Raw genomic sequence first — 13,823 nt, forward strand, 5'->3', positions numbered from 1 at the left:
GTGGAAAGCTGTCTCTTATACAATCTAAAAAAAAAAGTAATAACCACTATGCACGTCCGCCAGACAAGACACTGAGTGTGGCTGCGCCTACTGGACAGCGCTTGGGGCGAACTGCTGCAGATCATCGCCAACGGCTGCTTCCTGATGGACACCTCGGACGGCCGTTCCGAACGGCTGCTGGTCCGCGCCGCGCTCGACGCCCTGCCCGTACGGCCCGGACCGCGCCTGCTGCCCGGCGGCCTCCGCGTCGGCTTCTCCCTGGCCGAGGCGGCGCGCGAACCGCGCTGGGGGCGCATCCCGGTGGCCGCGCGCGACGAGGCCGTGGTGGAATGGCACAGGTCTGGACCACTCCCCCCGTCCTCCGCCGCAGCCCCCGCCGACTCCCGCCCCGCCCCCGCCGACGCCCCGGTGACCACCGCCGTCGACCCCGCGCTGCCCGCCCAGGGCTACCGCCTGCGCACCGGCCCGGACGGGGTGAGCATCCGCCACCGCGACCCGGCCGGGCTCCGCTACGCCCTGCACACCCTCGACCAGCTGCGCGCCTCCCCCGACTTCGGCGGGACGGGCTACGACATCGCGGACCACCCCGACTTCGAGCGCCGCGGCTTCCTGCTCGACATCAGCCGGGACCGCGTGCCCACCCGCCGCACCCTGGCCCGCTGGGTGGAGATCCTCGCCCTGGCCCGCTTCAACCAGTTCGAGCTGTACACCGAGCACACCTACGCCTTCCGCGACCACCGGCAGGTCTGGCAGGACGCGTCCCCGCTCACCGCCGACGACCTGCGCTGGCTCGACGCGCGCTGCACCGCGGCCGGCATCGATCTGGTCGTCAACCAGAACACGTTCGGGCACATGGAACGCTTCCTCGCCCATCCCCCGTACGCGCACCGCGCCGAGAACCCCGACGGCTTCGAGCGCGGCGGCGCCCACCGTCCGCCGAGCACCCTCGCGCCCACGGCCGACAACGCCGCGTTCACCCACGGCCTGCTCACGGAGCTCACCGCACACGTACGCGCCAAGCGCCTGAACATCGGCGCCGACGAGCCGTTCGAGCTGGGCACCGGCCGGTCCCGGGACCGGGCGCGCCGCGACGGCCTGGGCACCGTCTATTTCGACTACGTCACCGCCGTGCTGCGGCCCTGGCTGGACGCCGGGTACACCGTGCAGTTCTGGGCCGACGTGTTCGCGCACCACCCCGAGCTGCTGGACCGGGTGCCGCACGGGGCGGTGCCCGTCGTCTGGCAGTACGACGCGCCGCGGCACGCCGTCGAGGTCATGGACGCCGACGGCGCGGAGGCCGCCGCCTGGCGGCAGCGCGGCACCGAACTGGAGCGCCTGCGCGACGGCTTCGCCGCCCACGGCAGGCTCCTCGGCGACGCCGGACTCCCGTACTGGGTGGCCCCCGGCGCCGGCAACTGGAACGGCGTCCTCGGCCGCCTCGACAACGCCGTGGAGAACATGGCGGACGCCGCCGAGGCGGGCCTCGCCCACGGGGCCTCCGGCTACCTCCTCACCTCCTGGGGCGACAACGGCATGTGGGACGCGCCGTCCGTGGCCTTCGGCCCCGCCGTGTTCGGCGGCGCGGCGAGCTGGTGCCTGGACACGAACCGCGACCTCGACCTCGGCGCCGTCCTCGACGACCACGTGCTGCTCGACGCGGCCGGTCTCGCCGGACGTACGCTGGTGCGCCTGGGCGGGGTGTACCGGCTGCTCGGAGTCCCCCTCCTGAACGGGTCGCCCGTCGCACGGGCACTGTTCCCCGACCCCTCGCTGCCCCTGCCGGACCTGCCCACGCCCGCCGCCCTGGACGCGGCCGCGGCCGCCCTCGCCGAGAGCCGCCGCGACCTGTCCGCCACCGAACCGGCCGCGCAGGACGGCGACATCGTCGTACGCGAACTCCTGCACGCGACCGCCCTCGCGGAGTTCGCCGTGGACGTCCTGCGCGCCCGTACGGCGGCCGGGCCCGGCGCGGACGCCGACGCGATCCCCGCCGCCACGGCCCGCCGGCTGCTGCGCCGCCTGGACCCGCTGCTCACCGAACAGCGCGCGTGCTGGCTGCTGCGCTCGCGGCCCGGCGGCCTCGACGACAGCCTGACGCGGATCGCCCCGCTGCGCCGCCAACTCCTGCGTGCGGCCCACGGCTGACGCGCGCCCGCGACGGCCCCGGCCGTTCCGTACGGCTACGCGCGCCGCCGCGAGCGGGGACGCGGGCGCGCGGCCCAGGAGTTGACGCAGGTCGCCACCGGTGCGGGACAGGAATCCGGCGGCGATGGCGGAGATCCCGGCTCCGGCATCCACTGACCGGCGCCGGTCCGGTCAGACGGCGCCTGCGCGGATCTCCTCGTACAGGCGGGTGGGGTCCTCGGCCAGTGACCTCTTGACGCGCGCGCTCCACTCGTCGGCGAGCACCTCGGCCGCTCCCGCCTCGATCCCGTCCAGGCCGGCGCGGACGGTGTCGGCCGGGTCGCCCTTGGGGCCGTCGTAGGCGGCGCTGAAGTCGGTGTCGACGGCTCCCAGGTGCAGGCCGGTCACGAGCGTGCCCTGCGCGGCCAGCTCTGTCCGTACGCCGTTGGTCAGCGCCCACTGGGCCGCCTTGGCGGCGTGGTAGCCGTTCGTGCCCGGGTAGGGGTGCCAGGACTGCGCGGACAGCACGTTGAGGATCGCCCCGCCCCCGTTCGCCGCGAGGACCGGGGCGAACGCGCGGACGACGGCCAGCGTGCCCCAGTAGTTGGTGTCCATCTCCGCGCGTACGTCGGCCAGTTCGGAGGTGACGAGGTTCGTGAAGCGGCTGATCCCGGCGTTGTTCACCAGAAGTGTCACGTCGCCCGCCGCGGCGGCCGTCGCCCGGACCTCGTCGTCGTCCGTGATGTCCAGCCGCAGCGGCACGGTGCCGGGCAGGCCGACGGTATCCGGACGCCTGGCGGCCGCGTACACGCGCGCCGCGCCGCGCTCCAGGAGCTGCCGGGCGAAGTGGCGGCCCAGCCCCCGGTTGGCTCCGGTCACGAGCGCGACCGCGCCCTCGATGCGTTCCGTCTTGGTTGTGGTCATGCCGGGTACGCTAAAACCTGCCGCCGACGTGAGGGTCAAGTCCCGCCAGGGCCCGGGGAAGGGGAACGCATGCGCATCGGAGAGCTCGCCCGGCGCTCCGGAGTCAGCGTCCGGGCCCTGCGCTACTACGAGGAACAGGGGCTGCTCACCCCCGGCCGCAGCCCCGGCGGCCAGCGCGAGTACACCGAGGACGCCGTCGGCCGGGTCCGCATCTTCCGGCAGTTCTACGCCGCGGGTCTGTCCAGCCGCCGCATCGCCGAACTGCTCCCCTGCATCGACAGCGGCACCACCACCGACCACCAGTGGGCCATGCTCAACGCGGAACGCACCCGCATCAGACGTGAGATCGACCAGCTCACCGCCACACTCGCCCGCCTCGACCGCCTCGTGGGGGCCGCCGCCGACCGCCGCAGCGACCGCCGTACCTGAGCACCTCGCACGCACGGGGCGCCCCGGACGGCTCCGATACGCTTCCCGTATGAGCGGCAAGGGTCGGGCGCGGGACACGTCGGTGCAGTCGGTGGACCGGGCCGTGTCGATTCTGCAGGTGCTGGCCGTGCAGGGGCCGTCCGGTGTGACCGAGATCGCCGAGGCACTGGACGTCCACAAGTCGACCGTGTTCCGGCTGCTCGCGACCCTGGAGGCGCGCGGTCTCGTCGAGCAGGGCGGTGAGCGCGGGCGGTACCGCATCGGCTACACCGTGGTGGAGCTGGCGGGCGGGGCGACCAAGGGGAACGACCTGTCGCTCCTGAGCCGGCCGATCTGCGAGGAGCTCGCCGAGGCCGTCGGCGAGACGGTGAACGTCGCCGTCCACGACGGGGAGTCGGTCATCAGCATCGACCAGGTGATCGGGAACGCGGCCATCACCAGCATCGACTGGGTCGGCAAGCGCACGCCCCTGCACGCCACTTCGGCGGGCAAGGTCTTCCTGGCCCACATGCCCCAGGACGAGGCCGCCGAGTTCCTCGCGCGGCCTCTCGAGCAGTTCACTCCACACACCGTCACGGACCCGGCACTCCTCAAGGAGGAGCTGCAGGCCGTACGCGAGCGGGGTTACGGCGCCGTCAGCGAGGAGCACGAGATCGGGCTGGCCGCCCTCTCCGCACCCGTACGGTCCCTGAACGGCCAGGTCATCGCCACCGTGACGGTCTCCGGGCCGACCTTCCGCATCAACGACGGGACGATCCCCGGACTCGGCGAGCAGCTCAAGGCGGCGGGCGACCGGATCTCGTGGCGCAAGGGCTACGTCCGGCGCGGCTGACTACCTCCCGGTAAGGGTTGACGACGGGGCGACGCGCGCCGCACATTTGTTTCGCATAGCGCTGTTGTTTCGCTTTGCGAAACGCCAGAAACGCGACGCGATCGGCGCTCGGCGGTCAGCGCCTTCCGGTCAAGTCGCCGTCGCCGCCCGGTCACAGAGCCCCCTAGGAGCGAATGTGCGAGCACCGGCAACGAACTCCGATCCCCTCCTCCAGCCGTTCCGGCTGAAGCACCTCACCCTGCGCAACCGCGTGGTCAGCACGTCCCACGAGCCCGCTTTCGGGGAGGACGGACTGCCCAAGGACCGTTACCGCGCCTACCACTTGGAGAAGGCCCGCGGCGGCGTCGGCCTCACGATGATCGGGGGCTCCGCGGTCGTCTCCCCCGACAGCCCGCCCTCGTTCGGCAATCTGCTGCTGTACCGGGACGAGATCGTGCCGTGGCTCCGCAGGCTCGCCGACGACGTACACGGCGCCGGTGCGGCCGTCATGTGCCAGGTCACCCACCTGGGGCGGCGTACGAGCAACCACTCCGGCGACTGGCTGCCGCTGGTCGCCGCGTCCCCGCTGCGCGAGCCCGCGCACCGCGCGTTCCCCAAGGCGGCGGAGGCGTGGGACCTGGACCGGATCACCGCCGACTACGCGGCCGCGGCCGTACGCTGCCGGGACGGCGGCCTGGACGGCATCGAACTGCAGTCGTACGGCCACTTCCTCGACAGCTTCCTGTCCCCGGCGACGAACCACCGCGACGACGAGTTCGGCGGCGACCTCCGGCACCGTATGGCGTTCCCCCGCCGGGTGATCCGCGCCGTACGCGAGGCCGTCGGCCCGGACTTCGTCGTCGGCATCCGCATGGCGCTCGACGAGGCACAGCCGGGTGGGCTCGTCTTCGACGAGGCGATGGCCGCGGCCGAGCAGTTCAGCGCGGACGGCATCGACTTCATCAGCGCGATACGCGGGTCGATCGAGAGCGACGCGGCGCTGTCGCGGACGATCCCGTCCATCGGCACTCCGCTCGGCCCGTTCCTGGAGTTCACCGGAGAGGTACGGCGCCGGCTCGACATCCCCGTCATGCACGCGGCACGCGTCGCCGACCCGGCCACCGCGCGGCACGCCCTGCGCGAGGGGCTGCTGGACCTGGTCGGCATGACCCGGGCACAGATCGCCGAGCCGCACCTGGTCGCCAAGATCGCGGCGGGTGACGAGGAGCGCATCCGGCCCTGCGTCGGGGCGAGTTACTGCCTGGACGCGATCTACGACTCCGGGGACACCAAGTGCATCCACAACCCGGCGACCGGCCGCGAGCTGCGGATCCCGCACACCATCCCCCGTACCGGCGGCCGCCGCAGGAAGGCCGTCGTCGTCGGCGGGGGCCCCGCAGGCCTGGAGGCCGCACGCGTGCTGGGTGAACGCGGCCACGACGTCGTGCTGTTCGAGGCGGGCGACCGGCCCGGCGGGCAGATCCGGCTCGCCGCACGCAACCCCCGCCGCCACGATTTGCTCGGCATCGTCGACTGGCGGGTCGCGGAGTGCAAGCACCTCGGCACCGACCTGCGCCTGGGGGCGTACGCCGAGGCCGGTGACGTACTCGACGAACATCCCGACCTCGTCATCGTCGCCACCGGAGGCATGCCCAACCGCTCGTTCCTCACGGAAGGAGAGGACCTGGTCGCCGACACCTGGGACGTGATGTCCGGCGAGCTGCGCCCGCGCGGCGGCAGCGACGTACTCGTCTACGACGACCACGGCGGCCACCCCGCGATGGACGCCGCCGAGGTCCTCGCCCCGTACGGCGCCCGGCTGGAGTACGTGACGCCGGAACGCACCCTGGCGCCCGATGTCGGCAGCATGAACTCCCCGGCCTATCTGCGGGCGTTCACCGAGCACGGCGTGACCGTCACCCTCGCGCGGCGCCTGCGCTCGGTACGGCGCGACGGGGCCGGCCGGCTCACCGCGACCCTGTACAGCGAGTACGCCGGGACCGAGAGCGAACGCGCCGTCGACCACGTCGTGGTCGAGCACGGCACGCTCCCCAACGACGAGCTGTACACCGCCCTGCTCCCCGGGTCCCGCAACCTCGGCGAGGTCGACCACCGCGCCCTGCTCGCGTACGAGGAGCAGCGGGTCGTACGCCACGAGGCGGGCGGCTACCAGCTGTTCCGCATCGGTGACGCCGTCACCAGCCGCAACATCCACGCCGCGGTGTACGACGCCCTGCGGCTGTGCCTCCCGGTCTGACGAGCCATCGGACGAGCCATCGGAGAGACGCCATGAACGCTCCACTCCCAGCCCCGGCCCCTGCCGCAGCCCCCGCCGACCTCGTGTCCCGCCGCGTGGCCGGCCACAGCCTCGAAGCGCCCTTCTACGTCAGCGACGAGTTCTTCCGCCTCGACATCGAGGCCGTCTTCGCCCGCAGCTGGATCTTCGCCGCCGCCGAGGCCGAACTCCCCGAACCCGGCGACTACATCACGGTGGACATTGGCCCGTACTCCGTCATCGCCGTACGCGACGACGACGAGAACGTACGGGCCTTCCACAACGTGTGCCGGCACCGCGGCGCCCGCATCCTCAACGACGAGCGCGGCTCCGTGGGCAACATCGTCTGCGGCTACCACCACTGGACGTACGGCGTCGACGGCACGCTGCTGCACGCCGAGTCGCAGGCCCCCGGCTTCGACCCGTCCTGCTTCGGGCTGAGGGCCGTACACGCGCGCACCGTCGCCGGGCTCGTCTTCCTCTGCCTCGCCCCGGAACCGCCCGCCGACTTCGACGAGTTCGCCTCCACCGTCGAGCCCTACCTCGCGCCGCACAACCTGCCGCGCGCCAAGGTCGCCGCGCAGACCGACCTCGTGGAGCACGCCAACTGGAAGCTCACGATGGAGAACAACCGGGAGTGCTACCACTGCGCCGGCCATCCCGAGCTCCAGCGCTGCTACTTCCCCCTCTACAACTTCACCGAGGACGAGGTGCCCCCGGCGCTGCGTACGACCTTCGCGCGCTTCCGGCGGGCCGACGCGGAGGCCCGCGCCACGTACGAGTCCCTGGGCCTGCCGTACGCGGCCGTCGAGGAGCTGGACACCCGGCCCACCGGCTTCCGCATCGAGCGCGAACCGCTCGACATGGCCGGGGAGTCCTTCACGTACGACGGCACGGCCGCCGTGAAGCGCCTGCTCGCCGACTTCCCCACGGCACGGCTCGGCCACCTCGGCCTCCATCTGCAGCCCAACGCCTGGTTCCACGTCGCCGCGGACCACGCGGTCCTCTTCTCCGTCGTCCCCCTCGCGGCCGACCGCACCCTCGTACGCACCACCTGGCTCGTCCACGCCGACGCGGAGGAAGGCACCGACTACGACCTGGACACCCTGACCGGCGTCTGGGCCACCACCAACGAACAGGACGCGGTCTTCGTCGCCCGGGCGCAACGCGGCATCGGCAGCCCCGCCTACGTGCCCGGCCCGTACAGCCCGACCGAGTCCCAGGTCGAGGACTTCGTCAACTGGTACGTCAGCCGGCTGAAGGCACACCTGGAGACAGACGTGACGGCGGAGCGGAAGGCAGAGCGGAAGGCAGACCGGACGGCAGAACTGGAGGAACGATGACGACAGCGACCATGACGGCCGCCGGCTCCCCGGCCGCCTGGGGCGACGGGACGCTGGTGTGCAGGCGGATCCACGACGTCACCGCCGACGTGAAGACCTTCGTGTTCGAGCCCGCCGAACCCCGGCTCTTCCGGCACGACCCCGGCCAGTTCCTCACCCTCGCCCTCGACATCGGCGGCCTGCGCGTCGAGCGCTGCTACACCATCTCGTCCGCGCCGACCCGCCCCGACCTCATCACGATCACGGTGAAGCGCGTACCGGGCGGCCTGGTCTCCAACTGGCTCCACGACCGTCTGGCACCGGGCGGCACGGTGTGGGCGACGGGGCCGCTCGGCCGGTTCTCGTTCACCTGGCATCCGGCGCCCGCGTATCTGTTCCTGTCGGCGGGCAGCGGCGTCACGCCGCTGATGTCGATGACACGGACGCTGTACGACCTGGCGCACCCCGTGGACGTCGTGTTCGTCCACAGCGCCCGGAGCTTCGACGACGTCATCTTCCGCCAGGAGCTGGACTTCATCGCGGCGACGGCGTCACACATCCGCGTGAGGCACGTCCTCGACGACCGCGGGGAACAGCTGGACGCTCGTACGCTGCGCGAGGCCGCCCCCGACTTCGCCGATCGCGAGGTCTTCACGTGCGGGCCTGCGGGGTACATGGCGGCCGTACGGCGGATGCTCACGGCCGAGGGCTGCGACATGTCCCGCTACCACGAGGAGAGCTTCGACTTCGGCCAACTGCCCGCCGCCGGGCCCGTACCCGACGCCGACGCCGAAACCGACGCCGAAGCGGAACCCGAAACGGAGCCCGGCACCGGCACCGGCACCGGCTTCAAGGTCGAACTGGCCCGCAGCGGACGCACCATAGAGTGCGACGCGGAGACACCCGTCCTGGCCGCCGCCGCCCGCGCGGGAATCACCCTTCCCGCCTCGTGCGCGCAGGGCATCTGCGGCACGTGCAAGACCACCCTGCTGGAGGGCTCCGTCGACATGCGGCATGGCGGCGGCATCAGGCCCCGCGAAATCGCCGACAACAAGATCCTGCTGTGCTGTGCGAAGCCGCGGGGCGATCTGGTCGTCGACGCGTGACGGCACCGTCCGGAGCGACCGCCTCCCGGACCTGCGACGAGGGAAATTCGCCCCCTGTGCACTTCTGACTGACCGTCTATTGTTGCTGGCGCCAAGTAGTTCACAGGGGGTCGCATGCACAGCGGAGACAGCACCGGGGCCGGCGGAGCGGACGGCGGGGGTGGCGCCGGCCCACAGCATGCCGCTGGGGCGGGGGGGGGCGAGCACGGAAGCCTGGGCGTTGCGGTGGCCGTGCGTCTTGCCCAGCCGGACGACGGCCTGCCACGCCTCGGTCGGCGCGGCCCACACCGGGGTGTCCAGGTCGTCGGAGCGCTTGGCATCGTCGTGGGCGTCCGCGTGCTGCCGCATGACGCGCTGGTGCGCCTCGGCGGTGCGTGCGTAGCCCTCGTACGGGCCCACCGCGGCCGCGAGTTCGGCGGAGCGGCGGTAGGAGGTGCCGGTCATCAGGGAGGTGGTGCGACTGTAAGCATCGAGTAGGAGTCGCCAGCATAGATTGGCACTATTGTTCGATTTCTGGCTGCGGCCGCTACCGAGGCCCATACGTAGGTAGAAGGGGCAGGGGGGAGATGTGTATAAGGGGCAGGTCGGGGGTTGCGTACGGAGCGCAGCGGGGAAAACCGCGGAGCGGCGTGCGGGAAAGCGACGGAGCGACATAATTCGGTGTGCCGGCGCCTGCGGACGCAAAGTGACCGCACCCGTGGGCACACCCGGCACGTACCGCGCGCTCCGCGTACCGAACGCACCGTGCGTACCGAACGCACCGTGCACACAGGGAAGTCCGCCGCCAGAAGGGACACCAGCATGGTCGACCCCGCACCGCGTGCGGAACTGCTGCTGCGCCAGGACGTCACCGAGAGCCAGTCGGCGGAGCTGATCGCACACTTCGAGGCGCGGGGCTTCCCCGTACGCGCCCGGCGGGCGCTCGACCACCGCGGCCCGGAGGACCTCGGCTGGGTGGTGCTGGCCGCGCTGCCGCTGCAGGCGTTCCTCAGCGGGCTCGGCACGGAGGCCGTCGCCGACGCCTACCGCGGGCTGAAGCGCCTCGTGGACCGCTTCCCGCGGAACGGCGCGCGGAACGGCGACGGGAGCGGGCGGGACGGGCGCGGCACGGGCCCGGAGCCGGGCCGGGAGCCACCCGGTGTGCTGGTCCTCCAGGACTCGCGCAGCGAGCTGCGGATCGTGCTGGAACAGGGCCTGCCGAGCGAGGCGTACGAGCAGCTGATGGAGCTCGACCTGACGGCGTTCCGTACGGGGCCGCTGCACTACGACCGGGCGCTGGGGCGCTGGCGGTCGGAACTGGACGAGGCCGCGGGCTGACACCACCGCAGCCGGCCGCACACGGGCAACGAATCGACACCGGGCGCCACGGAAGGGGACGCGAGCATGGTGCGGGACACCTCCCTGCGGCACGCCCGGCGGTCGGTCGCCGAGGGTGAACAGCGGTTGGAGCGGGGCGACATCGCGGGGGCCGAACGCAGCTTCTGGGAGGCACTCGCGGCACTGCCCGAGTCGCCGCCCTCGGACCTCTCGGACGCACCCGCCGCCGGACCCGACACCGGACCTGGCACGGGCCCCGAGGCCAGGCCCGAGGCCGACCCCGAAGCCGCCGCCCTCCTCGCCGCCGCCCGCGTCGGGCTGGGCCGTGCCGCGCTCGCCGCCGCCGAACCCGGGCGCGCCGTCCCGCACTTACGCGCCGCCCGGCAGGCGCGGCCGGACAGCGCGGACGCCTGGTACTGGTCCGGCTGCGCCGCCGCCCACAGCGGCGACCACGACGCGGCCGAAGACCACCTCACCGAGGCGGCGCGACGCGAGCCCGGACGGGCGCGCACGCTCGTGCAGCGCGCGTACGTGCGCGTACGGCTGGACCGTCCCGAACAGGCGCTCCAGGACCTGCGCGCCGCCGGGCGCATCAGCCCGCTGGACACGGACGACCAGTGGCTGGCCGCCCTGCTGGCGCTGCGGTCCGGCGAATGGCGGGCCGCGGCGTCCGCGTTGCGCAGGCTGCTGGACCAGGGCCCGGCCGAACGGGCGCCGCAGGCGCTCGCGCTGCTCGCGTTCGCACTGGAGCGGCAGGGGGAGCTGCCGGCGGCGCTGTCCGCGTACGAGCGGGTGCTGGCGGACGGCCACCGCGACGACCGGGTGCTGCTCCGACACGGGCTCGTCGCGTACCGGCTGAGCCGCTACGGCGACAGCCTCCGCTCCTGGACCGAGCTGAGCGGGCGGCACCCGGAACGTGCCCGGCTGAGGACACTGACCGCGCAGGCCACTTACGCGTCCGCCGCGGAGCCGCTCCGGCGGAAGGACTTCGAGTCGGCCGCCGAACTGCTCGTACGCTCCGAACCGGAGCTCACAGGCCAGGCGCACCCCCCGCAGAACGGTGCCTCCGGAGCAGAGGGTGCGGCCAGCGCGGCCGGTGCGTCCGATGCGGCCGGAGCGCGGGAGGCGCTCGAACGGCTCGACGCCGCCCTCGTCGAACTCCACCTGTACGCGGCCTGGGACGCGGCCGCACAGCGCGAAGAAGGCGGCCGCGAGCGCGCCCGCCGGCATCTCGGCGACGCCGTATGGCGCCGCCCCGACGACGTACGCGCGCTCCGCGCCCTCGCCGCGCTGGAGTGCCACACCGGGTCGCACCGGCAGGCGGCGGCCCTGTGGGCGCGCGCCTTGCGGCTGCGGCCCGAGGACGCGCGCGCCCGGCACGGGCTGGCACTGTGCCGGGCGCACACGGGGCAAGAGGAGCTGGCGGTACGGGCGTTGGCCGCGGCGCCCCGTACGGATGCCGATGCCGCTCCCGATGTGCCGTCCGCGCAGGCCCTGGCGGCGCTGCACATCCGGGCGGGGCGCTGGGGCGAAGCCGCCGCCGTACTGGAGCCTCTCCCGCCCGGAGACGTACGCGACGCGCTGCTGGCCGAGTCCGCCTACCGGTCCGGCCGGGACGGCGGTGACGACCGTACGGGGGTGTGGCGTGCCGCCGCTCACTGCCGTGCCGGGCGCGCCGACGCCGCCCGCAAGGCGCTGCGGCACCTGGGCAACGGCGCGTCCGTTCCGCCAGGCGCGGAAGCACCGTACGGGGCCGACTCACCGTACGGAGCCGACGGGCAGCAGCACCGTACGGAGGCGCCGCACCGCACGAACGCACCCCGTACGGACACACCCCGTACGAACGCACCCCGTACGGACGCACCCCGTACGGACGCGCCTCTCCCGACCACCGCACCGGCTACGGCCGCCGGCGCCCGTCCTGTGCGCGAGACGGGGCTGCTCCTCCGGCAGGCGGCGCTGAACCGTACGGCACGCGCCGTGGCGGCGCCCGGCGACGAGGCGGACAAGCTGTGGGGCGCGGCGTCCGCGCTGCTGCACGCCGGTCGCCAACTCACCCCGGGCCTGGGCGGCTCGTCCGTCCTGCACGCGGCCGTGCTGCTGCGCGGAGGCCGCCGCGACGACGCCCTGGAGGTCCTCGGCGAGGCCGCCCGCCACGCGCCGACCGACCACCGCCTCACCCACCCGCTGGCCGTCACCCTCCTCAACACCCTGAACGCGGCCAAGGGCCCCACCTCGGAGGCCACCTGGGAACGCTGCATAGCCACCTGGACCAGCGTGCTGCACACGGACGCGTTCTGGCGCGACCTGCGTACCCATGCCGTACGGCGCTACGAGGAGTCGCTGCCGCGTTCGGCCGACGAGTCGCTCCGCAACTCCTTCCGCGGCTACCTGGAAACCTGGCTCCCGGAAGGCGCGCCCGGCGCGCACCCGCGGCTGCTGCTGCACCGCGAGACGGAGGCGGCGGAGGCGCTGGCAGAGAGCGGCGGCTTCCCGCTGCCCCGGGCGGCCGGCGGGCCGCCGCTGGTGTGCGGGCCGCTGCGGATCGCCGAGCTGGGGCTGCAGGAGAGGTTCGGCGAGTTCGTGGCGGAGCAGGGCGCGGAGAGCACCAGGGCGCGGCTGCGCACGTGGTTCTCGCAGCTCGGCGTCGCACACGCGCAACTCGTCGCCGGACGCCCGAGGGAGGCCCTGGAGGCGCTGACGGACCTGCGCTGCCCGAGCTGCCGCGGGGTGCGCTCACGCGGCCGTACGCGGCCGGGCGCCGGGCGGGTGGCGGTGTGGAAGCTGCGGGCCCGCCCGATGGCGTGCAGGGAGGGCTGCGGGCGCTTCGACGAGTTCAACCCGGCGTACGCCGCGCTCCCGGACAAGTTCCGGAAGCTGTCGGACGACGCCGTCGCGCTCGCCCTGGACACCCTGCTCACCCTCGGCCTGAACCATCTCACCGACAGCGAGCCCGACTTCGCGGAAGTCGCCTCCTGCTGGCGCGAGGCGATGGGCCGCGCGCAGGAACTGGGCTCCGTACGGGAGACGCAGGGCGTGATCGCGGAGATGGCTCTCGGCCGGGCGGAGACGCTGCACAGGGCGGAGAGCCTGGACGCGGCCGTCGCCGTGCTGGAGACGGCACACGACCTGCTGGACGGAGACGAGAAGGGCCGGGTACAGGGTCAGTTGGCCGCCGCTCTCACGGACCGGGGGATCATCGCCGCCAACAACGACCCGCAGCGGCTCGAGCAGCCTGCCGAGGACCTGCGCCGCGCGGCCGACCTCAATCCGCATCTGCTCCGCGCGCAGCTGAACCTCGGCATCGTGCTGCGGGTGCTGGGCAGTTACCGGATGCGCGACAGACGCCTCGCGGACGCGCTGGCCCTCCTCCAGGAGGCGATCGACCGGCTCAACCAGACGCTCCGGCGCAGCCCCGGCAACGAGGAGGTGGAACGGCTCCTGGAGGAGACCCTGGCCGACATGCGCGGCTTCCTCTGACCCGGAGCAGACCGACCGGCTCGCAGTGGAGCCAC

General features: G+C 73.3%; 9 protein-coding genes and 1 pseudogene. 8 read left to right on the forward strand and 2 right to left on the reverse strand.

Annotated elements, in window-relative coordinates; genetic code table 11:
* The first annotated feature begins 75 nt into the window (after window positions 1-75).
* A complete protein-coding gene (locus DVA86_RS33250; RefSeq protein WP_425470954.1) occupies window positions 76-2,145 on the forward strand; it encodes a glycoside hydrolase family 20 zincin-like fold domain-containing protein in 2,070 nt (689 codons plus the stop codon).
* Window positions 2,146-2,316: 171 nt separating this feature from the next.
* Here DVA86_RS33250 and DVA86_RS33255 read toward each other — a convergent pair whose 3' ends face one another.
* Window positions 2,317-3,048, reverse strand: coding sequence for an SDR family oxidoreductase (locus DVA86_RS33255; protein WP_208883871.1), 732 nt, complete (start codon window positions 3,046-3,048; stop codon window positions 2,317-2,319).
* A 69-nt stretch (window positions 3,049-3,117) separates the two neighbouring features.
* Between DVA86_RS33255 and DVA86_RS33260 the strand changes: the two genes are divergently transcribed.
* The 5 genes from DVA86_RS33260 (at window position 3,118) to DVA86_RS33280 (ending at window position 8,991) form a co-directional block, all read left to right on the forward strand.
* Window positions 3,118-3,477, forward strand: a complete 360-nt coding sequence (locus DVA86_RS33260; RefSeq protein ID WP_208883872.1) for a MerR family transcriptional regulator — start codon at window positions 3,118-3,120, stop codon at window positions 3,475-3,477.
* An 82-nt stretch (window positions 3,478-3,559) separates the two neighbouring features.
* Complete coding sequence (locus DVA86_RS33265) at window positions 3,560-4,309, forward strand: IclR family transcriptional regulator (RefSeq protein WP_222623472.1); 750 nt, start codon at window positions 3,560-3,562, stop codon at window positions 4,307-4,309.
* Between the two features lie 175 nt (window positions 4,310-4,484).
* Window positions 4,485-6,545 (forward strand): oxidoreductase, encoded by a 2,061-nt coding sequence (locus DVA86_RS33270; protein WP_208883875.1) that lies wholly within the window; start codon window positions 4,485-4,487, stop codon window positions 6,543-6,545.
* A 32-nt stretch (window positions 6,546-6,577) separates the two neighbouring features.
* Window positions 6,578-7,906 (forward strand): aromatic ring-hydroxylating oxygenase subunit alpha, encoded by a 1,329-nt coding sequence (locus tag DVA86_RS33275; protein WP_208883877.1) that lies wholly within the window; start codon window positions 6,578-6,580, stop codon window positions 7,904-7,906.
* Window positions 7,903-8,991, forward strand: a complete 1,089-nt coding sequence (locus DVA86_RS33280) for an FAD-binding oxidoreductase (protein WP_208883879.1) — start codon at window positions 7,903-7,905, stop codon at window positions 8,989-8,991. Before DVA86_RS33275 ends, DVA86_RS33280 begins: the two co-directional genes overlap by 4 nt.
* A 174-nt stretch (window positions 8,992-9,165) precedes the next feature.
* Here DVA86_RS33280 and DVA86_RS33285 read toward each other — a convergent pair.
* Window positions 9,166-9,444: pseudogene (locus DVA86_RS33285) on the reverse strand (hypothetical protein); the annotation flags it as partial.
* A 291-nt stretch (window positions 9,445-9,735) separates the two neighbouring features.
* Between DVA86_RS33285 and DVA86_RS33290 the strand changes: the two are divergent.
* Window positions 9,736-10,308, forward strand: coding sequence for a hypothetical protein (locus DVA86_RS33290; protein ID WP_245997456.1), 573 nt, complete (start codon window positions 9,736-9,738; stop codon window positions 10,306-10,308).
* Window positions 10,309-10,374: 66 nt separating this feature from the next.
* The gene (locus tag DVA86_RS33295; RefSeq protein WP_208883881.1) at window positions 10,375-13,788 is read left to right on the forward strand and encodes a tetratricopeptide repeat protein; all 3,414 of its coding nucleotides are present in this window, start codon (window positions 10,375-10,377) and stop codon (window positions 13,786-13,788) included.
* Window positions 13,789-13,823: the final 35 nt, after the last annotated feature.

The sequence above is a fragment of the Streptomyces armeniacus genome (genome assembly GCF_003355155.1).
In the GTDB taxonomy this organism is placed as follows: domain Bacteria; phylum Actinomycetota; class Actinomycetes; order Streptomycetales; family Streptomycetaceae; genus Streptomyces; species Streptomyces armeniacus.

Bases quoted from the DNA above. Each gene is read 5' to 3' on its own strand.
- DVA86_RS33255 (WP_208883871.1), bottom strand. From the start codon at position 3,048: ATGACCACAACCAAGACGGAACGCATCGAGGGCGCGGTCGCGCTCGTG.
- DVA86_RS33260 (WP_208883872.1), top strand. From the start codon at position 3,118: ATGCGCATCGGAGAGCTCGCCCGGCGCTCCGGAGTCAGCGTCCGGGCC.
- DVA86_RS33275 (WP_208883877.1), top strand. From the start codon at position 6,578: ATGAACGCTCCACTCCCAGCCCCGGCCCCTGCCGCAGCCCCCGCCGAC.
- DVA86_RS33280 (WP_208883879.1), top strand. From the start codon at position 7,903: ATGACGACAGCGACCATGACGGCCGCCGGCTCCCCGGCCGCCTGGGGC.
- DVA86_RS33295 (WP_208883881.1), top strand. From the start codon at position 10,375: ATGGTGCGGGACACCTCCCTGCGGCACGCCCGGCGGTCGGTCGCCGAG.